The 23,646-nt window shown below is 55.0% G+C and carries 20 protein-coding genes; 5 read left to right on the forward strand and 15 right to left on the reverse strand.

The features are described from left to right. Position 1: 1 nt before the first annotated feature. Positions 2-1,330 (reverse strand): glycosyltransferase family 4 protein, encoded by a 1,329-nt coding sequence (locus tag HBA55_RS25745; protein ID WP_338109458.1) that lies wholly within the window; start codon positions 1,328-1,330, stop codon positions 2-4. 59 nt (positions 1,331-1,389) lie between these two features. Between HBA55_RS25745 and HBA55_RS25750 the strand changes: the two genes are divergently transcribed. Further along, on the forward strand, positions 1,390-2,232 hold the full coding sequence (locus HBA55_RS25750) for a helix-turn-helix domain-containing protein (RefSeq protein ID WP_166997371.1): 843 nt from the start codon (positions 1,390-1,392) through the stop codon (positions 2,230-2,232). Between the two features lie 1,000 nt (positions 2,233-3,232). On the opposite strand, the gene pyk is transcribed toward HBA55_RS25750, so the two are convergent. The 6 genes from pyk to zwf all read right to left on the reverse strand — a co-directional run bounded on the left by pyk (position 3,233) and on the right by zwf (position 10,773). After that, complete coding sequence (pyk, locus tag HBA55_RS25755) at positions 3,233-4,678, reverse strand: pyruvate kinase (RefSeq protein ID WP_166997373.1); 1,446 nt, start codon at positions 4,676-4,678, stop codon at positions 3,233-3,235. A gap of 48 nt (positions 4,679-4,726) precedes the next feature. Next, complete coding sequence (gap, locus tag HBA55_RS25760) at positions 4,727-5,737, reverse strand: type I glyceraldehyde-3-phosphate dehydrogenase (protein WP_166997375.1); 1,011 nt, start codon at positions 5,735-5,737, stop codon at positions 4,727-4,729. A 229-nt stretch (positions 5,738-5,966) separates the two neighbouring features. After that, positions 5,967-6,596, reverse strand: a complete 630-nt coding sequence (locus HBA55_RS25765) for a bifunctional 4-hydroxy-2-oxoglutarate aldolase/2-dehydro-3-deoxy-phosphogluconate aldolase (protein WP_166997377.1) — start codon at positions 6,594-6,596, stop codon at positions 5,967-5,969. 133 nt (positions 6,597-6,729) lie between these two features. Continuing rightward, the gene (gene edd / locus HBA55_RS25770; RefSeq protein ID WP_166997380.1) at positions 6,730-8,559 is read right to left on the reverse strand and encodes a phosphogluconate dehydratase; all 1,830 of its coding nucleotides are present in this window, start codon (positions 8,557-8,559) and stop codon (positions 6,730-6,732) included. Between the two features lie 28 nt (positions 8,560-8,587). Continuing rightward, complete coding sequence (pgl, locus tag HBA55_RS25775) at positions 8,588-9,295, reverse strand: 6-phosphogluconolactonase (protein WP_166997382.1); 708 nt, start codon at positions 9,293-9,295, stop codon at positions 8,588-8,590. Beyond that, complete coding sequence (zwf, locus tag HBA55_RS25780) at positions 9,292-10,773, reverse strand: glucose-6-phosphate dehydrogenase (protein WP_166997384.1); 1,482 nt, start codon at positions 10,771-10,773, stop codon at positions 9,292-9,294. Before zwf ends, pgl begins: the two co-directional genes overlap by 4 nt. Positions 10,774-11,137: 364 nt before the next feature. Here zwf and hexR point away from each other — a divergent pair, with 364 nt between their 5' ends. Beyond that, entirely contained in the window at positions 11,138-11,983 is an 846-nt protein-coding gene (gene hexR / locus HBA55_RS25785; protein WP_166997386.1) for a transcriptional regulator HexR, read from the forward strand. Between the two features lie 601 nt (positions 11,984-12,584). On the opposite strand, the gene panP is transcribed toward hexR, so the two are convergent. The 3 genes from panP to HBA55_RS25800 all read right to left on the reverse strand — a co-directional run bounded on the left by panP (position 12,585) and on the right by HBA55_RS25800 (position 16,273). Then, a complete protein-coding gene (gene panP / locus HBA55_RS25790) occupies positions 12,585-14,216 on the reverse strand; it encodes a pyridoxal-dependent aspartate 1-decarboxylase PanP (protein ID WP_240946296.1) in 1,632 nt (543 codons plus the stop codon). Positions 14,217-14,300: 84 nt separating this feature from the next. Beyond that, positions 14,301-15,149, reverse strand: coding sequence for an S-formylglutathione hydrolase (gene fghA, locus HBA55_RS25795; protein ID WP_206019973.1), 849 nt, complete (start codon positions 15,147-15,149; stop codon positions 14,301-14,303). Positions 15,150-15,166: 17 nt separating this feature from the next. Next, positions 15,167-16,273, reverse strand: coding sequence for an S-(hydroxymethyl)glutathione dehydrogenase/class III alcohol dehydrogenase (locus HBA55_RS25800; RefSeq protein ID WP_166997390.1), 1,107 nt, complete (start codon positions 16,271-16,273; stop codon positions 15,167-15,169). A 267-nt stretch (positions 16,274-16,540) separates the two neighbouring features. Here HBA55_RS25800 and HBA55_RS25805 point away from each other — a divergent pair, with 267 nt between their 5' ends. From HBA55_RS25805 to HBA55_RS25815, 3 genes are all read left to right on the forward strand, one after another. Continuing rightward, positions 16,541-17,428 (forward strand): LysR substrate-binding domain-containing protein, encoded by an 888-nt coding sequence (locus tag HBA55_RS25805; RefSeq protein WP_166997392.1) that lies wholly within the window; start codon positions 16,541-16,543, stop codon positions 17,426-17,428. A 22-nt stretch (positions 17,429-17,450) separates the two neighbouring features. After that, positions 17,451-18,455 (forward strand): CobW family GTP-binding protein, encoded by a 1,005-nt coding sequence (locus tag HBA55_RS25810; RefSeq protein WP_166997394.1) that lies wholly within the window; start codon positions 17,451-17,453, stop codon positions 18,453-18,455. Between the two features lie 119 nt (positions 18,456-18,574). Beyond that, positions 18,575-19,165: a DUF4124 domain-containing protein gene (locus HBA55_RS25815; protein ID WP_166997396.1), complete on the forward strand. Its 591-nt coding sequence runs from the start codon at positions 18,575-18,577 to the stop codon at positions 19,163-19,165. Between the two features lie 21 nt (positions 19,166-19,186). Here the strand turns inward: HBA55_RS25815 and gcvH are convergent, their stop codons facing one another. From gcvH to HBA55_RS25840, 5 genes are all read right to left on the reverse strand, one after another. Continuing rightward, positions 19,187-19,582: a glycine cleavage system protein GcvH gene (gcvH, locus tag HBA55_RS25820; protein WP_166997398.1), complete on the reverse strand. Its 396-nt coding sequence runs from the start codon at positions 19,580-19,582 to the stop codon at positions 19,187-19,189. 47 nt (positions 19,583-19,629) lie between these two features. After that, positions 19,630-21,030: an L-serine ammonia-lyase gene (locus tag HBA55_RS25825; RefSeq protein ID WP_166997400.1), complete on the reverse strand. Its 1,401-nt coding sequence runs from the start codon at positions 21,028-21,030 to the stop codon at positions 19,630-19,632. A 76-nt stretch (positions 21,031-21,106) separates the two neighbouring features. Next, positions 21,107-21,871 (reverse strand): hypothetical protein, encoded by a 765-nt coding sequence (locus tag HBA55_RS25830; protein WP_166997402.1) that lies wholly within the window; start codon positions 21,869-21,871, stop codon positions 21,107-21,109. After that, the gene (locus tag HBA55_RS25835) at positions 21,849-22,391 is read right to left on the reverse strand and encodes a DUF2878 domain-containing protein (protein WP_166997404.1); all 543 of its coding nucleotides are present in this window, start codon (positions 22,389-22,391) and stop codon (positions 21,849-21,851) included. Before HBA55_RS25835 ends, HBA55_RS25830 begins: the two co-directional genes overlap by 23 nt. Then, positions 22,351-23,640: an SAM-dependent methyltransferase gene (locus tag HBA55_RS25840; protein WP_166997406.1), complete on the reverse strand. Its 1,290-nt coding sequence runs from the start codon at positions 23,638-23,640 to the stop codon at positions 22,351-22,353. The genes HBA55_RS25835 and HBA55_RS25840 overlap by 41 nt, the downstream gene beginning before the upstream one ends. Positions 23,641-23,646: the final 6 nt, after the last annotated feature.

Raw genomic sequence — 23,646 nt, forward strand, 5'->3', positions numbered from 1 at the left:
ACTAGCGCCCTAACACTTGATTGTAGTAGTGAGTAAATTCCCGGGCGGCCACCTTCCAGCAGAAACGTTCCAAAATACGCTGACGACCTTTACGACCCAACTCACGACGCTGTTCGGGATCCCCCAGCAGTTTTTGCAAAGCCCGCTGTAGAGCATGGCTGTCCCCAGCAGGCACCACCACACCGGCATCGCCCACCACCTCTGGAAGCGCACCACCATCCGATGAAATCACAGCGCAACCACACGCCATCGCTTCTCCGGCGGGCAAACCAAAACCTTCGTAGAGTGAAGGAGATACCACCACCGCGGCCTCATTGTAAAAATCAACGAGTTCGTCAGTACTGATACCCGACACAAAACGCACACTGTCTTGCAATTGTAACTTCTGCAACTGGCGTTCCGTTTGTCCGCCCTCTTTCAGCTTGCCAACCACCAACAGCTCAATCTCGGGGTATTCGGGTTTGAGCGCCGCAATCGCCTGCAACAGATACCTCAACCCCTTAAGCGGCTGATCGGCCGACGCGGTAGTCATCACACGAAAAGGTTTTGTGGCAATATGAGGCCGGGGAATAAAGGTTTCTGTATCAATACCGTTGTAAACCAGGCTGATGTCATTTTCATCACGGTCAAACGCTTCAGAGATATCCTTGCGTGACTGTTCAGAGACCGTCACCACATGATTTAACTGTTGGGCGACCTTCTTTTGCATTCCCAAAAACGAATGCCAGCGTCGCACCAACAGACGGTGTTTCCAATTTGGTGCCGCATCCAGGGCCAGCTGGCGGTCCCGGGTAATCGGGTGATGAATGGTGGCAACAGTCGGCAAGCCACGCTTTTGCAGCGTCAGCAAACCCCAGCCCAGGCACTGATTATCGTGCACCAAATCGTACTTATGGCCATTGGTCTTCAGATATTTTGCGACGCGTCGACTGAAGGTGTACGGCTCGGCGAAACCGCCGGTTAACATGCTCCACCATTCAAAAAAATCAGACCAACTGGTCAAGTGCCGCGGGCGCAGCGCCGTGACATGATTATCCACCGCAAACAAATCCAGACTGGGCTGCCTAATCAGCGTGACTCTCGGGTCAAGCTCTGGATAGGGAGGGCCGGAAATCACATCCACCGTATGGCCGGCATCGACCAACGCTTTACTCAAATACTTGAGATACACCCCTTGTCCACCGACAAACGGATGACTGCGATAACCCAGCAGACAAATCCGCAGGGGATCGGCGGCCGTGAACATCAACGGATCTGGAAATTTTTCCTGTGCGGTCATAGTGCGACGATTGAACCATAGCCAGCTTACAATTGAGCCTGAGTCTGACACAGCCTATAATCCACCTCAATTACCTCACAGGGAATGCCAAAGGCACACCCCCGACGTCTATGTCAAACTCGAAACACACCTCCCCCAGCTCATTTGGCCAACTGCTGCGATTTTGGCGCAACGCACTCAAACTCAGCCAGGCGCAACTGGCCGAACGCGTCGAAGCGGCACCCAGGCACCTCAGTTTTCTCGAGACCGGTCGATCCAACCCAACGCGTGAAATGGTGCTGCGTCTCGCACACGAATTGGACCTGGGGCAGCGGGAAACCGGCATCCTGTTAATGTCGGCGGGTTTCACACGGCTGGCCGAACAACTGGACGTGCACTCGCCGGTCAATGGCGTGTTAAAAAACACGCTGGTCATGCAGCTGAAAAAGAACGAACCCTACCCCTCGGTGCTGATCAACAGCATCGGCGATATCCAGATGTGTAACCGGGGCTGGCTGGCGATGATGCACAGCCTGGGATTGCAGGAGCAATACCAGCGCCCTGTGGTCAATCTGTTCGACCTGTATTTCTCCCAGGAAGGCATGAAGGAACGAATGGAAAACTGGTCTGGTCTGGCCTGCTTTCTGCTCCTTAACATCAAGGAGCAACAATTGCTGGGCAATAATGAAAAGCTCAAAGAGCTCACCGACTGGCTCGAAGCCTACCCCGGTTTGCCCGAAGACTGGGCCATACGCGCCAGAGGCACTCGCGTCGCTTCTTGTTATGACATCGGCTTCGACCACCCCTTGGGCTCATTGAAGAGCCGCGGACTGGTCACCGGTATCGAGCCGGAACGATATGACATTGCCTCAAGATTGGAACTGCACAGCTTCTTCCCCCTCGATGAAGCCACTGAGGAGGCCTGGGCCAAGCTTCAGGAATTCACACTGGACGCTCATCCGCTGCTTTATTAGAAAACGAAGGGCTTCGCGAAGGAAACACGATTGTGCTCAGGAGTTCTGCAACTTCTCTTTTGTGCCATAACCGGTCTTAGAAATTCGCAGGATTGGTACTCTGACGGCGTTGTTTATGCGTAGGGCGGATTAGGCGCTTGCGCCGTAATCCGCCGGTTCTGCCGGTTCTGCCGGAGATGTTCGTTGGCTTCGGCCCGGTTTTTAACACCCTTGAATGTGCCTGCAACAGGTGATTTGTACACGGCCGCCGCCAATTTAAACCTTCGGCGGATCGGTGGATTACGAAGCGCAAAGCGCTTCTAATCCACCCTACGTCGTGCGGCCGTTGCGGACATTATCGAACGCCCATGGTGCCCTGAACCAGGATTATGAACTTCCGGTTATGGCACTAATCTGACCATCAACACTGCACGGCACCTCGATTCACGGGGCCCAGAATAGAAAAAGGCCGATCAGGTTACCCCAACCGGCCTTTTCAGACAGTTTTCAAGATGTCAGCAATCAGAACCAGTAGCTACCGGACCGCTCGCCCTCCACATCCATAAAACCAATCAACTTACCTTTGGATACTACACGGTGATTCAAAACCACCAATTTAACCAGTCGACGCATAAGAGCCCCCTGTAATACTAGAATCAGGTACTACTGCCCTACAACTGCACCTGTTTGCACTCCCCACAATCACGTGCAATTCAGGCGTATCCGTGGCTGAACACGATAATTCTGTTTCCCCAACGTACATTTTTCGTACATAAAAAAAGCCCATCGATAAAATCGACGAGCTTTTTATTATTCGTACCGCTAAATCAGGCCTCAACGTGTCAACAGCGCTAATCGTTCGCCGCGACCCCGTGTCAACTGGATATCTGTATGAAAATCAACCAGTTACTGCCTGCTTTACGGTCACATTCATTGTTCAGCCGAGCGGCATCATACAGCATTTGGCATCAAAATCAAATTTCAGCCAGAGCGATCAGTTAACACCCAATCAAATCAAAGGTTAACGAATATCCTCCCCAACGCGGACAATCTTCATGGTATTGGTACCCCCATGGACATTCATAAAATCGCCCTTGGAGATAATCACCAGATCCCCCGTCTGCAGCACCTCACGGCGGACCAACTCCTCCACCACAGCCTGATTCATCTCCTCGGGTGAGTACTGGGAAGTATCAAACGTCACCGGCACAACACCACGATACAGGGCCACACGGTCTTCCGTGCGCTTGTGATCCGTGAACGCAAACACCGGCAGGCCGGAGTCGATGCGAGTCATGTAGAGCGGCGTGCGGCCGGTTTCCGTAAAGCTGATGATCGCCTTCACGCCCCCCAAATGGTTGGCAGTGTACATGGTCGCCATGGCAATAGACTCATCCACACTCTCAAAATTCTCGTGCAGACGATGGCTGGAGATCATGGACTGGGGCTGACGCTCCGCCCCCATGATAATGCGATTCATAGCCTCGACCGCCTCCACCGGGAAGCTTCCCGCCGCCGTTTCGGCACTGAGCATGACCGCATCGGTACCATCCAATACCGCATTGGCCACATCGAACACCTCCGCCCGGGTGGGCAGTGGACTTTCGATCATGGACTCCATCATCTGAGTCGCCGTGATCACCGGCTTGTTCAGCGACTGGGCGCGGGAAATCATCAGCTTCTGCACAGCAATCAGCTCGGCATCACCGATCTCCACACCCAGATCACCACGGGCCACCATCACCGCGTCTGAGGCCCGGATAATATCGTCCAGCACCTCAGGCTCAACCGCTTCAGCTCGTTCCACTTTGGCCACCAGGCCCGCATCGCCACCGGCCTGCTTCAGCAAATCACGGGCCTGTTGCAGATCCTTGCCGGACCGTACAAAAGATACCGCCAGGTAATCCACGCCGATCTCCGCAGCCAGCTCAATATCGCGAAAATCCTTCTGCGTCAGCGCATCGGCGGACAGTCCGCCGCCCTGGCGATTGATGCCCTTATTGTTGGACAGACGCCCGCCAACCACCACCTCAGTGGCAATACGGGGGCCCTCAACGGCGGTCACTTCCAAAACAACGCGACCGTCATCCAGCAACAGCTTATCGCCCGCGCTTACGTCTTCGGGTAATTGCGGATAATCGATACCCACTTCAAGTTGGTTTCCGGCATCTCTTTCCAGAGAGGCGTCCAGGAAAAACTCATCACCCACGGCTAACTGAATCGGGCCGTCGGCAAATCGGGACACACGAATTTTGGGACCCTGCAGATCGCCCAAAATTGCCACACTGCACTGGTTTTTAGCCGCCAGCTCCCGCACCAGTCGGGCGCGATTGATGTGGTCTTCCGGACTACCGTGTGAAAAATTCAATCGAACCACATTCACACCCGTGTGAATAAGGCGCTCGACCACCTCGGGAGAATCCGTTGCCGGCCCCAGGGTTGCAACAATTTTGGTACGTCTAATCAAAACAATTCCTTATCAGCTCATGCTGATGGATAAAAAGTTGGATGACAATCAGCTGGCCTTCATCAGGGCCAGAGTGTTGTCCAGCATGCGATTGGAGAAACCCCACTCATTGTCGTACCAGGCCATCACTTTAACCATGCGGCCATTGACGCGGGTCTGGGTGGCATCGAAGCTGGATGAAGCCGGGTGGTGGTTAAAGTCCACACTCACCAGAGGCTCTTCGCTGTAGTGCAGAACACCCTGCAGCGGTGCCTTGGAGGCCGCTTCGCAAATCAACTCGTTAACCTCTTCGACGCTGGTCTCGCGAGAGGCGATAAAGTGAAAATCCACCAAAGACACATTGGCCGTTGGGATACGTACCGCCATACCGTCCAGCTTACCGTCGAGTTCCGGCAGTACCAGACCTACCGCCTGAGCAGCACCAGTCTTGGTTGGAATCACAGACTGAGTGGCGGCGCGGGCACGGTATATATCGGAATGATAAACATCGTGCAGCTTCTGGTCGTTGGTATAGGCGTGCACGGTGGTCATGGCGCCCTGCTCAATACCCAGACCGTCGTTCAGCACTTTGGCCACCGGTGCAAGGCAGTTAGTGGTACAGGAGGCGTTGGAAATCACCTGACTGTCGGCTGTCAGCACATCGTGGTTGACGCCATAAACAACAGTGGCGTCAACGTCCTTGGCAGGCGCCGAAACGATCACTTTCTTGGCGCCGGCTTCCAGATGGGCAGCGGCTTTTTCGCGACAGGTAAACAGACCGGTACACTCATACACCACGTCCACGTCGAGATTTCCCCAAGGCAGTTGACGGGGGTCGCGCTCGCTGACGGTCAGAATGCGGTCTCCGTTAATCACCAGGGCATCGTTATCAACGCTTACCTCGGCGGCAAAGCGACCGTGCACGGAATCGTACTTGGTCAGGTGTGCATTGAATTCTGTATCACCCAGATCATTGATGGCGACGATCTTGATGTGCTCTCGCTGGCCGGACTCGTAAAGTGCCCGAAGTACATTGCGACCGATACGGCCATACCCGTTAATTGCTACTCGAATTGTCATAGTCATCACCCTATTACAGTTATCAGTGAGTTTGTCTCTTGCACCTTGTCCTAGGGCGAGCCGTTATATTCAGCTCTTTTTATAATGCAGATTCGGGAACAGCCTGTCCCCGGCACTGTTTGCCTGCTCGACTTTCTTTACTACGGGAATCGATGCGACGAATGCCGGTTTTAACCGGCGGCACCACCCTCCTGGCGGTGCCTTGGATTTTCTACGAGATGGGGGCGAATTACCCCTTGAGCGCGGCAGCTTCAGCGGCGCGCTTTTCAATTTCTTCCCAGTTGCCTGCCGTTACCAGATCGGCCGGCGCCATCCAGGAGCCACCCACACAGGCAACGTTTTTCAGCGCCAGATAATCAGCAGCGTTGCCAGGGTTCACACCACCGGTGGGGCAGAAGGTAATTTGCGGAAGTGGACCGGCAATGGACTTCAGCATGGGGATACCCCCTGCCGCTTCAGCCGGGAAAAATTTCATGGCCGTGATGCCTTTTTCCAGCAGTGCCATGGCTTCACTTGGGGTATTGATACCGGGCAGAAGAGGCACACCGCTTTCAAGTGCGGCGTCCACCAGTGTGGGAGTGGTACCCGGAGTCACTATAAATTCTGAGCCTGCGTCAATCGCATCTTTCAAATTCTGTGGATTAATCACTGTACCGGCACCCACAATCGCATCGGGCACCGCTTCTTTGATAGCGCTGATCGCCGCCAGTCCTGCTTCGGTGCGAAGTGTAATTTCCAGTACTTTCAGGCCGCCCTTTACCAACGCATCGGCCAGAGGCACAGCATCGGCGATATTCTCAATCACCATCACCGGGACAACCGGAGAGGTTTGCATAATTTCTTTAATCGTTACGGTCATATTGGCTTCCGTTAAATTCAGTTTTTTGGACGGTATGTTTTCGTTTTTAGTCTGCAGTCTGCACCCGTCTCAATCGGCTGTTGATACAGCCAATCATGATTATCTTCTTTATCAAGCGACACTCTTATGGGCATCACTCGTCATTAAACAGTGAGCAGGCGCCATTTTCGGACGAAGACGCTGCGCTTCGAAACACGCCGAACAACTCGCGACCCATGCCGTGGTGGTGATCACCAGCGGTGGATGCCAGCGGAATACGGCTGCCAAATTCGGCTTCGTCCACCAGCACTTTCAGTTCGCCGGTGTTGGCATTCAGGCGAACCAGGTCGCCGGTTTTGACGCGCGCCAGTGGGCCGCCAGACGCACACTCAGGGCTCAAGTGGATCGCCGCCGGTACTTTGCCGGAAGCACCGGACATACGCCCGTCAGTTACCAGCGCCACTTTAAAACCACGGTCCTGCAACACACCCAGTGGCGGAGTCAGTTTATGCAGCTCTGGCATTCCGTTGGCCTTGGGGCCCTGGTAGCGTACCACTGCGACGAAATCCTGCTCGAGTTTGCCGGCTTTAAACGCGGCAACCAGATCGTTCTGGTCATCAAACACGATCGCAGGCGCTTCCACGATACGGTGTTCTTCAGCAACGGCAGATACCTTGATCACGCCTCGGCCCAGATTGCCGTCCAACACATGCAGACCGCCGCTGGCGGAGAAAGGTTCGTCACAGCCTCTCAGCACATCGGCATCCAGAGATTCTGTGGGGCAGTCCTGCCACACCAGTTCGCCGTCACGCAGAGCCGGCTCGCGATTATAGGAGGTCATGCCACGATCATCCGCAACTGTCAGGATATCGGCATGCAACAGCCCGGCCTGCAGCAGCTTGTCGATCAACACGCCCATACCACCGGCGGCCTGGAAGTGATTGATGTCCGCCTGGCCATTGGGGTAGATACGGGTCAGCAACGGAACGACTTTTGAAAGCTCATCAAAATCGTCCCAGTTGATCTTCACGCCCGCCGCTCGTGCAATGGCAATCAAGTGAATGGTGTGATTGGTGGAACCACCGGTTGCCAGCAAACCCACAATCGCGTTCACAATCGCCTTTTCGTTAATGGCGTGGCCAATGGGGCGGAAGTCCTCGCCCTGTGCAGTAAATTTCAATACCTGCTTGGCCGCAGCTTTGGTCAGTTCGTCACGCAGCGGCGTATAAGGATTAATAAAGGAGCTGCCTGGCAGGTGCAGCCCCATAATTTCAACCATCATTTGATTGCTGTTGGCAGTACCGTAGAAAGTACAGGTGCCGGGGCTGTGATAAGAAGCGGACTCAGCTTCAAGCAGCTCGTCGCGACCGATCTTGCCCTCAGCGTAAAGCTGACGGATACGTACCTTTTCTTTGTTCGACATGCCGGTGGTCATTGGGCCTGCCGGTACAAATACGGCCGGTAAATGCCCAAACGTCAGCGCACCGATCAGCAACCCCGGAACAATCTTATCGCAGACACCCAGGTACAGGGCACCGTCAAACATATTATGGCTAAGGGCCACCGCGGTGGCCTGGGCAATCACGTCGCGACTGAACAGCGACAGCTCCATACCCGGCTGCCCCTGGGTCACACCGTCACACATTGCCGGGACACCACCGGCAAACTGAGCCACACCGCCGGCTTCGCTGACGGCCTGTTTGATCATCTGTGGAGCGTGCTCAAAGGGTTGGTGCGCGGAGAGCATATCGTTGTAGGAAGAAACGATCGCGATATTGGCTTTGACATCGCCGGCGAGGTCTTTTTTCTCCTCGGCGCTACAAGCGGCGAATCCGTGAGCAAGGTTGCCACAGGCCAGCTGGCCGCGGTGCGGGCCTTTGGTGAGCGCCTCATCCACCCGCTGCATATACTGCTGACGAGTGTCGCGACTGCGTTCGATGATGCGCTCGGTGACTCTTTGGAGTTCTGTATTTAAGCTGCTCATGGTTGTTCTCAATACCTCAATTGTTATCTCAGGGTGCCCAGTAAACTTCTACCGGCACCTGCTCCTGCTGCAGAAACAGGCTCACCGGCGTGTCTTCTACAGAGGTGTTATTCTTGGCTTCCTGGTACACCTGCCATTTATCCTCTCCGGTGATCAGCAACACCAGCGCCTGACTTTGCAACAAGCTCCAAGGCGTCATGGTCATGCGTTCGGTATAGTCTCCCGTCACTTTGGAAGGGATGGCAGTAATAGCCGCACAATGTTGCTGAGCATCCAATGCGCGGGCCAGACCTTGGGCGTGAGGGAACAGAGAGGCTGTGTGGCCATCGGGTCCCATTCCCAGGAGGCTCAGGCTGTAGGGCGCGGGTAAGGTGGCGCACTGAGCATTACACTCAACCTCACCCGCTAAAGCAGTTTCGGCAGGATTCTTCATGCCGCTGAAGCCAACATCGCTGGCACGGTTTTGCACCAGTGTTTCACGCAGCAGCCGCTCGTTACTGGCCTGGTGATCACTCTCAACCCAGCGCTCGTCAACCAGACCCACGCTGATGTTGTGCCAGGGCAGATCCGCTTGTGACAGCTGACGATACAAAGGCCCCGGTGTGGAGCCACCGGATAGCAACAGGCTGGCCTTGCCGCTTTGCTGCAGATCGTTTTCCAGCGCTGCACTGATACGATCAAACAGACTGGCCAGCAGTGCTTGGCGATCTTCGAAACGATGCTCAATGATCGTCATAGTTTACGACCTCGCTGACTGCCACCGTTGTTATGCCAGGCACGCTTGTCGCTGTGCAACAGCGCGGCCGATGCGTCTGGGCCCCAACTGCCGGCCTCGTAGGCCTGCACCGGCGTACCGCACTCTTTCCAGGCGCTAATAATGGGATCCACCCAGGCCCAGGCCAGATCCGCCTCATCGCGGTGGGCAAACAGGCTCAGGTCATTTTGGATCACGTTCAGCAACAGACGCTGGTAGGCGTCACTGTGAATATTGGAGAAGGTCTCAGCGAAGTTCAGATTCAACGGTACCTGCTGCAGGCGCATATCAAACTGGTTCAGCTCTTTGGCCATGACCGTCAACTGGATACCTTCGTCCGGCTGCAAACGCATCACCAGCCGGTTGGCTGACAAGTGGCCGGTGCTGTTGTCGAACACATTGTGGCTCAGCGGCTTAAACTGAATCACAATTTCAGCGCAACGCTGGCGCAGACGCTTACCGGTGCGGAAGTAGAAAGGCACACCGCTCCAGCGCCAGTTGTCGATGTGAGCCTTGATAGCGACAAATGTTTCCGTTTGACTGTCGCGACCCAGCTCATCCAGATAACCGGGTACCGACTCGCCCTTCATCATGCCTTCGACGTATTGGCCACGTACCGTGTGGCTCTGCACCTCATAACCGGTAATGGGTCGCATTGCTTGCAATACTTTGAGTTTTTCCGTGCGAATACTGTCCGCCTGCATTTTGTGTGGCGGCTCCATGGCCACCAGACACAACAACTGCAACAAGTGATTCTGAATCATATCGCGCATGGCGCCGGCCTGATCATAAAACGCCGTGCGCCCTTCCAGACCCACCTCTTCAGACAGACTGATCTGCACGTGATCGATGTACTTGCCATTCCAGAGAGGCTCGAACAGGATGTTGGCAAATCGCAGCGCCAACAGGTTCTGAACCGTCTCTTTACCCAGGTAATGATCGATTCGGAAAATGTGGTCTTCCGGGAAGTATTGAGCCACCAGTGCGTTGATCTCGTCGGCGGACTCACGGTCATAACCGAGCGGCTTTTCCAGCACCACGCGGGAGTTATCCGAAATCAACCCAAAGCCACTCAACTGCTCACAGGTGGCACCGTAGAGACTGGGCGGCATCGCCAGATAAAAGACCCGGTCACGCTCTGGGCATTCGCTCAATGGATTCGCCAACTGCTCCCAGGCCTGGTCCGCCTGAGTCACGTCCAGGGCAACCACACTGATACGCTTACTGAACACCTGCCAGTGGGACTCGGCACTTTCGCCGTCCTTTAGCTGGTTGTGGAGCCAATCGTGAATTTTGGCCTTCTCCAACTCTTCAACTTCGGCGGAGCGGGCGGTTAAAAAGATACGTGCGGATTCGGGAAGATGGCCGGCGACTTCTGAACGATACAACGCCGGCAGCAATTTGCGGAGGGACAGGTCTCCCAGACCGCCAAAGATGACAATGTCGAAATCCTGAGTCATACGAAAGTTCTCACTGTCTTATTGGGCTTCGAACAGCAGCACTCTGTTCACCGATTACTACATCTATATTCAATAATAGCTGTTCAATTTTTGATCATACGCCAGACTGTGTGGATGCTGGCGCCCTTCTGTCGAGGGGAATCAAATGGCTATTACAGCGTGCTTCTGAAGCCTCATATTTAATTGAGTTAAATTATAACCCCCTAAATCCGACAAAAACAACGGTGTAATTTTAATTTAATTAAATTTTTTGCTAAATTTCATGTTACTGAACGCCGATGGTAAAGTTTCGGCATATTTTGGCCGGATTAGGCGCATCCCCAGGGTGCAACCTGGCCAATAACACTTATATATAAGGCTATATATGCTTTTAACCCGTCTGAAACACGAACTGGACAGCCTCAGTAAATCCGAACGCCGCATCGCCGAGGTGATTCTGGCCGACCCGGAAGCCGCAGTGCATGCCACCACCGCCGAAATCGCCCGCCAGGCCCAGGTCAGCGACCCCATGATCTCCCGCCTGTGCAGGGGCCTGGGCTGTAAGGGATTCCCTGAATTTAAGGTACAACTGGCCCAGAGCCTGGCCAAAGACACCTCCTATGTGACCCGATCAGTGTCGATTAACGACAATGCCGATACCTACGTGAATAAATTGATCAGCGCCAACCAGGGGGCTTTGGAGTACCTGCGCAAGGAGCTGGATACGGAGAGCATCGAAGCAGCGGTTGACGTCCTCGATGCCGCCAAGCGGATTGAGATCTTTGGCATGGGAGGCTGTTCCTCTATTGCCCAGGATGCCCAGCACAAATTATTTCGCCTCGGCACCCCCTGCATCGCCTACGAAGACAATCTGAAACAGCGTATGGCCGCTGCTGCTGCCGATACCGATACCGTGGTTCTGTTTATCTCCTTTACCGGCCGCACCCACGCCACAGTGGAAACCGCCGAGACCGCCAAAGCCGCCGGTGCCAAGGTGGTGGCCATTACAGACCCAAAATCGCCACTGGCCAATATTTGCGATCTGGTCATTACCTCCGGCAGTGAACTGGAAGACACCACCATCTATGTGCCAATGACCACCCGGATCATGATTCTGACCATCGTCGATATCCTGGCAACGGGACTGGCCCTGCGCCGCAGCCCGGAGATTGATGAACACCTTAAGAAGATTAAGGAAAGCCTGGATAACACCAAGGCTGAGAAGAAATAACCCCCCACCAAAGCGTTTTGGCTTCAAATTAACATTGAGGCAAATAACTCCGTATACCGCGGTGTTGGCGGTGGTCGGGGCCTTGTTTTCGGAGCATCAAAGAGGAGCGCCGAAAGAGCCCAAAAGACCGGCGTTTTTTGCCGGGCTTTTGGGTGACTGAGGGAACCCCGGAGGGGCGCCCGACAGCTCCGAAAACAAGGCCCCGGCCGCCGCATGTGGCACCGACCCCTTCGACAACTTCAAGAATATCGACCAGCCCAGCTAGTCCAAGACTCATAAATCACAAACAAAAAAAAGGCGCCTCCCCAAAGGGCGGCGCCGGAAGCCACAAATTTACAGGACTGTAAACAGTGCAGAGACAAGAACATCGGTTGCGTCGCCCGCCCAAGCCGTGAATCCCGGGCCGACGAACTGGTGGATCGTCACTACCCACCGCAATTCGCTCAGTTAAATCAAGCCAGATAAGCAAGCAATCACAATTTAACTGAGTTAAATACTACCCCACGACAAACCCTTTTGTCACCCCCTAAATTTAATTTAATTAAATATTCACAAAGAAAAGTGCGACCCCGACAAAGCATCGGGTCACAACAGATCAAACTCAGAGACTATCGATATCCGCCAGCAAGGCCTGAATTTCCGGGTGTTCAGCCAACTCCAGCTGCTGCTCCAGCACCTGATCCAACACCTCATGGTCCGTCAACGGGTTCGCCAACACCACCCGAAACACAGTGATCACCTCATCACCATAACGATGGCAGTCCACCCGCGTACGAGACACAAATGTCTTACCCGCCGCACGCTGAGCTTTCTGGATACGACTGGTTATGCGATCCAGCACCGCATTGATCTTCTGCTTCACCTCAGGGAGCTCAGCCTGCAAGCGCTGCTGCAAAGACGCGGGGCAATAGCGATACCCCAGGATGTTCAACCTGGGTTCCACCACCAACTCGAAATCCGGATGGGCATCAATCGCTGCCGCAAAATACGCCGCCTTGTCCATCCCCTGGTCTATCAGCAGCTCATAACCCTTGCGGCCAATAATATTGAGCCCCGCATGCACCAACAGCGCCATACCGGGGCGCGAACCCTCCAGCGTATGACTGCCCAGATCCTTGGAGCCCTTACGGATAATGTACTCCGCATGATGCTCAATACTGTTGAGCGTGCCCGGCTCCTTGAACAGCACCATGCCGGCACCCATGGGAACATAAAACTGCTTGTGTGCGTCGATGGTGACAGAATCAGCCCGTTCGATCCCCTTCAGCAATGACCGGTGCTTATCCGAAAACAGCGTCGCACCACCCCAGGCCGCGTCCACATGAAAATGCGCTCCGAGCTCTTCACTCAAATCGGCCAGCTCATCCAGAGGGTCGACACTGCCGGTTTCCGTAGCGCCGGCAAGACCGACAACCGACAGAATACCCATCCCCTCTTCCTGCAGCTGCGCAGCGCGTTCCCTCATCGCCAGCATGTTGACTCGATAATCCCCATCGGTATCGATGGCGATCAAGTTATCCCGACCAACACCCAGCAGATCCGCGGCTTTGGCGAGCGAATAATGTCCACGGCGGGATACCAGAATAGCCAGCCCCTTGAGGTTGGCCTGCTGCAAAGCACCAAAGAGCCCTTTGCGGGCGATGTTACCTTCGCCCAGCAAGCGGTTACGGGCCGACCAAAGTGCCGTGATATTGGCCACAGTACCACCGGAACAAAAGGCCCCTAACGCGTATTCTGAATCATGCAACCACTGCTGATAAAAGCCGTCTTCGGCCTGAAAAATCAGGCGATGCAGCATACCCAGCACCTGGCGTTCCAGCGGCGTAAACGCCTTTGAGGTTTCCACCTTTACCAGGTTCTGGTTAAGGGCCGTCACAATCTTCGACAGCGGCAACATAAAGTACGGCAGCGCCGAGGTCATATGGCCCACAAATCCTGGCGAGGAGGTATGCACCGACTGGGACACCAGATCCTTGAGGATAAAGTCCGTGTAATCAGAGACGTAATAAGGCTGCTCGGGGATGACGGCACTGTTGAACGCCGTCTCGATCTCAGACAGATCTTTCTCTATCGCCACAATATGCTGACGCAGAAAGCCGTCAAGATTATTGGAGATGGCCGCATCGATCTGGGCCAGGGTGGCACCGCTGGATTCGGGAATGGTGAAGATACGCTGCAGGCTTTCCAGATTGGCCTGCGCCTGAGCCATGGTCGGCCCTGATTGTTCTGCCATGGGTGCACTCGCCCTTCACATCGGGTCGGGCATAATACTGACTTGTCGGTGGGCGGTGCAACCACTGACTGATCCCCGCGGGAATCAGCCGGCTAAATGAGAGGCATGAAACTCAATGTGTTCGCCGATAAAACTGGCCATAAAGAAATAGCTGTGGTCGTAACCCGGCTGCATTCTCAAGGTCAGTTCGTATTCAGCCAAGGCACAGGCCTGCTGCAGCAGTTCCGGTTTCAGCTGCTCCTGCAGAAACTGGTCCGCATCCCCCTGATCTACCAGAATCGGCTGTTGACGAGTGGCATTTTTACGGATCAATTCACAGGTATCATACTGACGCCAGTTTTCTTGATCATCCCCCAGGTAATTGGACAGCGCCTTTTCTCCCCAGGGACAGTTCATAGGCGACACAATCGGCGCAAACGCGGAAATGGTCTTGAACTTGTCCTGATTCTTGAGACCGATTGTCAGCGCACCATGGCCACCCATGGAATGCCCAAAGATACCACAACGATCCGAGTCCACGGGGAACTCAGCCTCCACCAGCGCCGGCAGCTCCTCGCGAATGTAGTCGTACATGCGATAGTGTTCGCTCCAGGGCGCCTGGGTGGCATTGACGTAGAATCCCGCCCCCAGACCAAAATCGTAGGCACCTTCAGGGTCGTCAGGCACACCCTCGCCCCGGGGGCTGGTGTCCGGAGCCACAATAGCGACACCGTGTTTGGCGGCATACTGCTGAGCGCCAGCCTTCTGCACAAAGTTTTCGTCGGTACAGGTCAACCCGGACAACCAATAGAGCACCGGCACTTTTGTCCCTTCTCCCGCCGCCTGAGGCGGCAGGAAGATGGAAAAGCGCATATCACAGCCCAGACTGGTAGAGGCATGGCTGTACTGCAGCTGGCGGCCCCCAAAGCACTTGTTTTCGGCAAGTAATTCCATGTTCATTCTCACCCGGATCAGTACAGAACCACTGAGCGAATGCTCTCGCCCGAGTGCATCAGATCAAAGCCCTTGTTGATGTCTTCCAGCGGCATGGTGTGGGTGATCAAGTCATCGATATTGATCTTGCCATCCATGTACCAATCGACGATCTTGGGTACATCGGTACGGCCACGGGCACCACCGAAGGCGGTTCCGCGCCAAACGCGACCAGTCACCAGCTGGAACGGACGGGTAGAGATTTCCTGACCGGCACCGGCGACACCGATAATCACGGATTCACCCCAGCCCTTGTGGCAGCACTCCAGTGCCTGGCGCATGGTATTGACGTTACCAATACACTCGAAGCTGTAATCGGCGCCGCCGTCTGTCATGTCAACCAGAGCTTCAACCACATCATCGACGTCTTTCGGGTTGAGGAAATGGGTCATGCCAAACTTCTTGGCCAGTTCCACCTTGCTGGGGTTCAGATCAACACCAATGATCTTGTTGGCTCCCGCCAGGCGAGCCCCCTGGATAACATTGAGACCAATGCCGCCGAGACCAAATACCACCACGTTTGAACCAGGCTCGACCTTGGCATCGAAAACGACCGCGCCGATACCCGTAGTCACGCCACAGCCGATGTAGCAGACCTTGTCAAAGGGTGCGTCCTCGCGAATCTTGGCCACCGCGATCTCGGGCAGCACGGTGTAATTGGAGAAAGTGGAGCAACCCATATAGTGCTTGATGGGTTTGCCGTCCAGCGAGAAGCGGCTGGTGCCATCGGGCATGACGCCTGCACCCTGGGTGCTACGAATCGCCTGACAGAGGTTGGTCTTGGGATTGAGGCAGTATTCACACTGGCGACACTCTGGCGTATACAGGGGAATCACTGTGTCACCGGGTTTCACCGAAGTGACACCGGCGCCTACTTCCACCACAATGCCGGCGCCTTCGTGGCCGAGAATCGCAGGGAATTCACCTTCGGGGTCGTCCCCGGACAGGGTAAAAGCATCGGTATGACAGATACCGGTGGCCTTAAGCTCGATCATGACTTCACCGGCTTTGGGACCTTCCAGGTCCACATCCACCACTTCCAAAGGTTTTCCGGCGCCAAAGGCCACCGCTGCGCGAGTTTTCATGTTGAGACTCCTGGGTCGTCACTCATTGTTGGGGTTTTATCGCCGTCCCGGACAATGCAGCAGACGGCGCGAAGCAATTATGGTTTAGCAATGAGGGAGAACTATATATTGTTCCCTGAAAAATGATAACCGCATAAAAAGGCAACTCATTGTTGCACACAGAAAACAATAACCTTGCTAAACTGGAGCTCTGAACGGGCACCCCTTTCCCTTTACTTGAGAAGTTCTGATTAACCCCAGGAACTCGATAATGCGCCAGGAACCGAGATGAACCGCTGGGATAGTACCGAAATACTGGTCAAGGTCGTCGACAGCGGCAGTTTTTCTGCTGCCGCAGAGCAGTTGGGGCTATCCAAATCCCATGTCAGTCGCCAGATCAGTCAATTGGAAAACCGCCTGGGCGTGCAGCTACTCAACCGCACCACCCGGCGCCTGTCGCTCACGGAAACCGGCCAGGCATACTACCAGCGCTGTCGCAGCATCCTGAGTCAGTTGGAAGAGGCCGAGCAGGCAGTGCTCGACCTTCAGGCCAAACCCCGGGGTACCCTGCGATTAACCGTGGCCGGCGCTTTTGGCGAACGATATATCGCTCCCGCGGCCGCAGAGTTTATGCAGAAGCACCCCCACGTTCACATTCATCTGGACTTTACCAGCCGTAATGTGGACTTACTGGAAGAAGGCTATGACCTGGCTATTCGGGCCGGAACGCTCAAGGATTCGTCTCTGATCGCCAGGCGCATAGCTTCACGCAAACTGATTATCTGTGGCAGCCGGGATTATCTGGATCGATACGGCCGACCTGAAACCATCCAGAGCCTGAAAAAACACAATTGCCTGGTGGGTTCAGTGGCCACCTGGCGCTTTCGAGAGGCGAACGGCCATCACGCCGATGTCAAAGTGGAAGGCAGCTGGCATAGCAACAATGGCCATGCTCTGCTGGCCGCTGCCGAAGCCGGCCTGGGTCTGGTGCAGCTGCCGAGATTTTATGTGCATCGTGAGCTGGAAGCGGGTCGCCTGATAGAGGTGATGAACGACTTTCAGCCAACCGATACCGCCGTTTGGGCGGTTTATCCAAGCAATCGCCATTTGTCACCGAAAGTGCGCTTGTTTGTCGAACACATGGTGGAACGATTTGCCGCCATCGATTATTTGTAACCCGATAGAAGCTGTCAGACTGATGATATCCATTCTTAATTCTATTCCCACCAACATCATTACCGGCTTTCTGGGCGCCGGCAAAACCACAGCAATCCGCCACCTGCTGAAAACCAAACCCAACGATGAAAAATGGGCGGTGCTGGTGAACGAATTCGGTGAGGTTGGAATCGATGGAGCGCTGCTGAGTGCTGACGGCATTGCTGTCAAAGAAGTGCCCGGTGGATGTATGTGCTGTGCCGTGGGGCTGCCCTCAAAGGCGGCCTTGAACGAGCTGATTCAAACCCACCATCCGGATCGTATTCTGATTGAACCCACCGGACTGGCTCACCCTCAGCAGGTAGTGAAACAGTTCTCCGGTCCCGAATACCAATCCCTGCTCGATATGCAGGCGGTGATTTGTCTGATCGACCCCTGGAGCCTGAGTCAGGAAAAATTTCTGGAATTGCCGGCGTTTCACAGCCAGATCGAACTGGCGGATATTCTTATTGCGACCAAGGCCGATATGGCCACTGAGGAGCAGCTGGCTCGATTTGAAAGCTTTTGCCAGCAATTGCAACCTGCAAAAGCACACACCGGGGTCGTGAGCCACGGTCAGCTCGACTGGCGCTGGTTGAGTCGGCCGCACAATGGTGTGCAACCCAGCGGCCAACCCACAAAACGCTCGCATGCTCACACCGGGGTTGTCCAGAGCCCAGAGCCTGATCAATCCCCTGTATCCAAGTTGGAGCGGCGGGAAAACCAGGCGGAGTTCGGATATAGCTGCGGCTGGCTCATGCCGGAACACTATGTGTTTGATCACCAGGCCCTGATCTCACTGCTGGAGTGCCTGCCCGTACCCCGGATTAAAGGGGTTCTACGTACCCAGAATGGCTGGCATATTGTCAATCGCATGCGCGCCACGGTCTCGGTGGAGCGGCTAGAGAATGGCAGAGATTCGGACGCTCGCCTGGAAATGATTCACACCGAACCCTGTCACTGGGAACAAATTGAGGCTCAGTTACTGCAGGTTTTGCAAACTGCGTAACGCCATCACCTGATTCCATGGGCTAAACTCTGTTGCGGGAGTGGCGTTCCAATTATTCGCATTTGCGGTATAGTCTGGAAAGCTGAGTAACTGATGTTCGGGGAATCAGGCGATCACCTATGAGTAAACTGCGGCGCGGCAGCTATCACCAAGCCATGGCGGCTGTGGCAATAACGGCGTTTCTGTTTGCTGGCAGCGTTGATGCCAGAATTTATCGCTGGGTGGACGAAAACGGCAAAGTCCAGTTCAGTGACAAGCCTCCTCCCGGCGCTACCATGAAGCAGGACGACGTTATCAGCGACCTGCAGCCGGCGGCGACCGAGACCGGCCAAACCGTTGAAACACCTCAGCCAGCCGCAACCGTTACGGATCAAACCAGCACAGAACAAGTGCCCGAAGCGCCTGCCTCTGAGCCGCAGCAAGCGCCCCAGACTCAGGCCACTCAACCCACGGCCGCGGGGACCGACAAGGTGGTCGAGAACGACGTCCTCCCCAGTACTGGCAACAATGCTGACACTTCTGCTTCCCTGCAAAGAGCCAAGAAGCTCCAACGCAAGCATGAACGCTGTGCCAAAGCCCGTAATCGACTGGATCAAACCGTAATAAAGTGGAACAAGCGACAACAGCGGGCAACGCCGGAGGAAACCCGGCGCTATTACCTGCAGCTGATCGAAAAACGCCAGGCAGACGTTAACGCCAGTTGCGGTTAAGCCCTGCTGATCGGCTCTGCACTATTCTGCGTGTGACTGGTATTCACCTTCACTCATCAGCCCCTCGAGCTGCTCCAGCGATGACACCTTAAGCTTAAAAATCCAACCGGCACCCAGCGCATCTTCATTCACGGTTTCCGGAGATTCCGCCAGGGGTTCATTGACCTCAATCACCTCACCGTCAATCGGGCTGTTGATTTCCCCAGCAGCCTTAACGGATTCGATTACCGCCACTTCGTCGCCTTTACTGATGTTTTCTCCGACTTCCGGCAACTCCAGGTAAACCACATCCCCCAGTGACTGCTGTGCAAAATCCGTGATACCCACGGTAATGACGTAGCCGCCCTCAGCCGGGGCAACTGCCAGCCATTCGTGGGATTCGGTGTATTTGTATTCAGACGGGTTCAGACCAGACATAGGCGCTCCTTCCAGTTAATCAGGAATCAAAAAAACAAATGGGAATATCAACACTCGATAATATTGACCGGGACTTCGATCACGTTGACAGCGAGGCCACCGCGGGCGGTTTCTTTGTACTTGTCCTGCATGTCACGGCCGGTTTCACGCATGGTGCGAATCACTTTATCGAGCGAGACAAAATGAGAGCCATCGCCCCGCAAGGCCATCCGAGCGGCCGTGATCGCTTTGACTGCCGCCATGGCATTACGCTCAATGCAGGGCACCTGCACCAACCCCCCAATGGGGTCGCAGGTTAAGCCGAGATTATGTTCCATGGCGATTTCCGCCGCGTTTTCCACTTGCTGGGGCGAACCACCCAGAACCTCGGTCAATCCTGCTGCGGCCATAGAACAGGCCGAACCCACCTCTCCCTGACAACCCACTTCCGCACCGCTGATAGATGCATTGCGCTTGTAGAGGATGCCGATGGCAGCGGCTGCGAGCAGGAATCGCACCACGCCATCTTCGTTGGCACCGGGAACAAAGTGATGGTAGTAATGCAGTACAGCGGGAACAATGCCGGCGGCGCCATTGGTGGGAGCGGTGACAATGCGACCACCTCCGGCATTTTCTTCGTTGACGGCCAGAGCGTAGAGCGTGACCCAGTCCATCGCCGTCAGCGGATCCGATTTTGAGGCATCCGGCACCGCTAACAGCTTGCGGTGCAGCTGTGCTGCCCGGCGTTTGACCTTGAGCCCCCCCGGCAAGATACCTTCAGCACGGATGCCCTTATCGACACAATCGCGCATCACCTTCCAGATTGCCAACAGGCCATCGCGAGTCTCAGCCTCCGGGCGCCAGGCCGACTCATTTTGCAGCATAACGGTTGAAATACTGAGGCCAGTGTCCTGACAGATTTTTAACAGCTGCGCTCCGCTGTCGAAATCCCTGAGCAGCTGTCGGGGATCTTCAACCAACCGGTTCTCGCCGGCCTCGGTCTCATTGAGAACAAAACCCCCACCAACGGAATAGTAAATTCGGGAAACCAGCTCAACGCCATCATGGCCCAAAGCACTGAATTTCATACCGTTGGGATGCAGGGGCAACTCTTCCTGACGGTGCAGCACCAGATCCCGCTGCCGTACAAACTCGACGGATTTTTGCCCCAGCAGGTTAAGGCTCTGCTGCTGCCCGATGGCTTCCACCCTGGCCGCCATATAGTCGATATCCACCGTTTCGGGCAGCGCACCTTCCAGGCCCAGCAACACGGCCTTAGGCGTACCATGGCCAATGCCTGTGGCGCCCAGAGAACCAAACATCTCGGCTCTGACGCCACCAACGTCTCCCCAGCAGGGTTGCTCCCGCAGCCAATTGGCAAATTGGCAGGCCGCCAGCATAGGGCCCACGGTGTGTGAGCTGGAGGGGCCGATCCCCACCTTGAACAAATCAAACGCGCTGATGGCCATGGACGCAGTCGCTCTCCCAACCCGGTTAACTTAAGGATAAGGGAGCATGCTAGAGCGGGCGGGCAAATATGTTAAATTAATAGTTGCTATGCGTGGATAAGAAATTATTATGCAGATTTTCAGACGCGCCTTGATAGCGATAGGTGATATCCACCTCCAACGCCCTCCCCTTTGCATCGCTGATGTTGCTCACTCCGGTAAAACGCTGCAGCTGCTTGTCCCTGTACTCCAGGTTGATCGGCTCCAGTAGCAGCCTGAGCAATGGATTAGCCGCCTTGACCTGCAGGCAAAGCATGGATCCATCGTTCCGCCCCGGGCAGGGTTGTCGCTGCATTTTCAAAGGCACCCATTGCTGCCGAGTCAGCGCCAGGAAGTCAAAGTCCAGGGTTTTTCCTGCCAGTAACGGCTGCCAATGCTGACGCACAAATTCATCAAACCCCGCATCGATGACACTGTCCCGGCTCATCACCAATCTGGCCTCGCGCAGTGGACGCTGAGCGTCGGGTCGATAACTCATGGCCAGGCTGTCTCGATCACGTCTGACCTCGATCTCCCGACCGGAGACCCAATTGCGTTGTTGCAGTGATGGCTGGGTCGAGGCGCCGTTATAGTCAAGTTGTTTTTGCGCCAGGAGGCCCCCATCGGGCAGGCGGTATTCAACCCTTCGTCGAGTGTTTTCTATAAAGTGCAATTCCCTGTACAGCAACCTGCCATCGTCAAGGGCGTAGGCCTCACCGATGACCTGTGGCGCCCGCGCTTCAGCGTGTAAAGCCAACAACAGGCCGCAAATCACCAATATAAACTTGCGCGACGGTGCGTCACGCTGACTGTTTGAAAACACAACCCGCACTCCACACTAGCAATGGCATCAATAACGCCCAGATTCCGGCGAAAACCAACAGGCTGATCCAGACTGAAAAACCGAAGGCCATGGAACCCAGCTGCACGCCGCTCCAATAGGACAAAGGCGCAAAAACAGCACCCAACAGCGACGCCCAAAAGAGACGCTCGTGCAGCCAGGAAAACACATGACTCAGACAGGAGGCGAACATCAGCCATATGCAGGCTAACCAGAGTGGCAGATAGGCATTGCCGTTGGCATTGACCAATACACCCGCCGCTATAAGCAAGCTGTCAATGACTATCCCTATTGCCGCGGCAGCCAGCAAAAATAGCCAACCCCTGGCATCGCGGCAAAACCACCACCCGTAGCAGATCAACATCGGCATCAATGCCATCAAGCCTGGCAGGTCTCCGCCCAACACCGCAGCCAGCCAACCGAGCTGGAACAGAGTTGCATATACCAATTTGGCAATGACGCTAGCCTCTGACCGGCAATTGGCGCGCTTGTGGTTTGGCAAAGACCATCTGCACCGTACTGATAGCCCGCTCACGAAACCCTCCTTCGCAATAGGCGAGGTAGAAATCCCACATGCGGCAGAACACATCGTCAAAGCCCTGCCGCTGCACTTCACACATACGGCGGTGAAAACGCTGTCGCCATTCAAACAACGTATAGGCATAATCGAGGCCGATATCGTGAAGATCGACGGCCACCATATCCGTTACACGCCGCAGGCTGGTGGCCATGCGTTCCACAGAAGGTAACCCGCCGCCGGGGAAGATGTACTTTTGAATAAAGTCCACGGAACTGCGAGCGGCGTCATAACGTTGATCGGGAATGGTGATCGCCTGGATCAGCATCAGGCCATCACTTTTGAGCAGCTCACTGCAACGGTGAAAATAAGTGTCGTAATATTCGTGCCCCACCGCCTCGATCATTTCGATGGATACCAGCTTGTCGTATTGCCCCTCAAGCTCGCGATAATCCTGCAACAGTACCGTGATTCGATCTTCCAGACCTTCGCGAATTACCGCTTCGCGTGCGTGCTGCCACTGCTGCTTGGACAGTGTCGTTGTGGTCACGCGACAACCGTAGTGACGAGCCGCGTGCAGTGCCAGCCCCCCCCAGCCGGTACCGATTTCCAGAAGATGATCACCCGGTGTTAAACACAGTTTTGTACAGACTTGCTCAAGCTTGTGTCGCGAAGCCTGCTCCAGGGTCGCGGAGGGATCTGGATAGATGGCCGCCGAATACATCAGCTGCGGATCCAGAAACAATTGAAAAAAGTCGTTACCCAGATCGTAGTGAGCGGCGATATTTTTGCGAGATCCACTCAAACTGTTGGCATTAAAACGATGCAGGATTTTATTGAGTAAACGCCTGAACAAAGGCCATTGACGATCCATGCGATTGAGCAGGGCGATATTGCGGGCCATCACCTGCACCACGCTCACCAGGCAGGGACTGCCCCAGTCGCCGTGCATAAAACTCTCACCCGCCCCGATGGAGCCGCCCATCAGGATCTGCCGATAGGCCCTTGAGCGATGCACAACCATGTGCCCCAGTAATTCAGCGTCGGCGTCGCCAAAAGTGAATACCCCATCAGCATCTTCGATGACCAGGCGACCTTCGCGCAAGTGTTTAAGACTGGCAAACAGAATCCGTCGCGACAGAACATCCAACGCTTTTGCAGGTGCGTCTACAACTGGTAAATGGCCCACTGCCGCACCTGTCGTCTTGCCGTTGTTGATACTGGTTTCCTTCATGGGTAT

The organism is Pseudomaricurvus alkylphenolicus, assembly GCF_011683955.1.
GTDB lineage: Bacteria > Pseudomonadota > Gammaproteobacteria > Pseudomonadales > Cellvibrionaceae > Pseudomaricurvus > Pseudomaricurvus alkylphenolicus.

Bases quoted from the DNA above. Each gene is read 5' to 3' on its own strand.
- HBA55_RS25750 (WP_166997371.1), top strand. From the start codon at position 1,390: ATGTCAAACTCGAAACACACCTCCCCCAGCTCATTTGGCCAACTGCTG.
- gap (WP_166997375.1), bottom strand. From the start codon at position 5,737: ATGACAATTCGAGTAGCAATTAACGGGTATGGCCGTATCGGTCGCAAT.
- HBA55_RS25765 (WP_166997377.1), bottom strand. From the start codon at position 6,596: ATGACCGTAACGATTAAAGAAATTATGCAAACCTCTCCGGTTGTCCCG.
- edd (WP_166997380.1), bottom strand. From the start codon at position 8,559: ATGAGCAGCTTAAATACAGAACTCCAAAGAGTCACCGAGCGCATCATC.
- pgl (WP_166997382.1), bottom strand. From the start codon at position 9,295: ATGACGATCATTGAGCATCGTTTCGAAGATCGCCAAGCACTGCTGGCC.
- zwf (WP_166997384.1), bottom strand. From the start codon at position 10,773: ATGACTCAGGATTTCGACATTGTCATCTTTGGCGGTCTGGGAGACCTG.
- hexR (WP_166997386.1), top strand. From the start codon at position 11,138: ATGCTTTTAACCCGTCTGAAACACGAACTGGACAGCCTCAGTAAATCC.
- panP (WP_240946296.1), bottom strand. From the start codon at position 14,216: ATGGCAGAACAATCAGGGCCGACCATGGCTCAGGCGCAGGCCAATCTG.
- fghA (WP_206019973.1), bottom strand. From the start codon at position 15,149: ATGGAATTACTTGCCGAAAACAAGTGCTTTGGGGGCCGCCAGCTGCAG.
- HBA55_RS25800 (WP_166997390.1), bottom strand. From the start codon at position 16,273: ATGAAAACTCGCGCAGCGGTGGCCTTTGGCGCCGGAAAACCTTTGGAA.
- HBA55_RS25805 (WP_166997392.1), top strand. From the start codon at position 16,541: ATGAACCGCTGGGATAGTACCGAAATACTGGTCAAGGTCGTCGACAGC.
- HBA55_RS25810 (WP_166997394.1), top strand. From the start codon at position 17,451: ATGATATCCATTCTTAATTCTATTCCCACCAACATCATTACCGGCTTT.
- HBA55_RS25815 (WP_166997396.1), top strand. From the start codon at position 18,575: ATGAGTAAACTGCGGCGCGGCAGCTATCACCAAGCCATGGCGGCTGTG.
- gcvH (WP_166997398.1), bottom strand. From the start codon at position 19,582: ATGTCTGGTCTGAACCCGTCTGAATACAAATACACCGAATCCCACGAA.
- HBA55_RS25825 (WP_166997400.1), bottom strand. From the start codon at position 21,030: ATGGCCATCAGCGCGTTTGATTTGTTCAAGGTGGGGATCGGCCCCTCC.
- HBA55_RS25840 (WP_166997406.1), bottom strand. From the start codon at position 23,640: ATGAAGGAAACCAGTATCAACAACGGCAAGACGACAGGTGCGGCAGTG.